Origin of the sequence: Streptomyces sp. DH12 (assembly GCF_020873895.1) — a bacterium.
In the GTDB taxonomy this organism is placed as follows: domain Bacteria; phylum Actinomycetota; class Actinomycetes; order Streptomycetales; family Streptomycetaceae; genus Streptomyces.
In genome coordinates this window covers 1-539 of the sequence record NZ_JAHWGT010000628.1, presented here as the reverse complement: position 1 = coordinate 539, position 539 = coordinate 1, and the positions used below count along the sequence as shown (strand labels likewise).

Annotated in this window: 1 protein-coding gene; it reads right to left on the bottom strand. The window is 67.3% G+C overall.

What is annotated here, in order from left to right; all coding sequences use genetic code 11:
* Positions 1-539 (bottom strand): phosphocholine cytidylyltransferase family protein (locus LPA54_RS36150; protein ID WP_228984767.1); only part of this gene is annotated, 539 nt, incomplete at both ends.

Below are 539 nucleotides of genomic sequence, written 5' to 3'. Positions count from 1 at the left end.
CCCCGGTTCACCAGCTCCTGGTAGCCGTCCTCGTAGTACAGCTGCGGGTCCCGCTCGAACGTCGCCTTCAACGCGTCCGCCAGCTCGGCCGCCGCCCCGCCCTCGATCAGCGTCACGCCGATGTACTCACCCGTCGCCTCCGCCGGGTCCATCAGCTTCGTGATCCGCGTCATCCCCCTCCCGGGGTCGACGACGACCTTCATCTCCTCGTCGGCGAGCTTCTTCACCGTGTCCAGCGCCAGAATGATCCGCTTGCCGTCACCACGCGCCTCCAGCAGCGTCCGCTCCACCGACACCGGATGCACCGTGTCACCGTTGGCGAGGATCACACCGTCCTTCAGGGCGTCCCGCGCGCACCACAGCGAGTAGGCGTTGTTCCACTCCTCCGCCTTGTCGTTGTCGATCAGCGTCAGCTTCAGCCCGTACTTCGCCTCCAGCGCCGCCTGCCGCTCGTACACGGCCTCCTTGCGGTAGCCGACCACGACACCCACCTCGGTCAGCCCGATCTCCGCGAAGTTCGCCAGCGTGAGGTCGAGGAC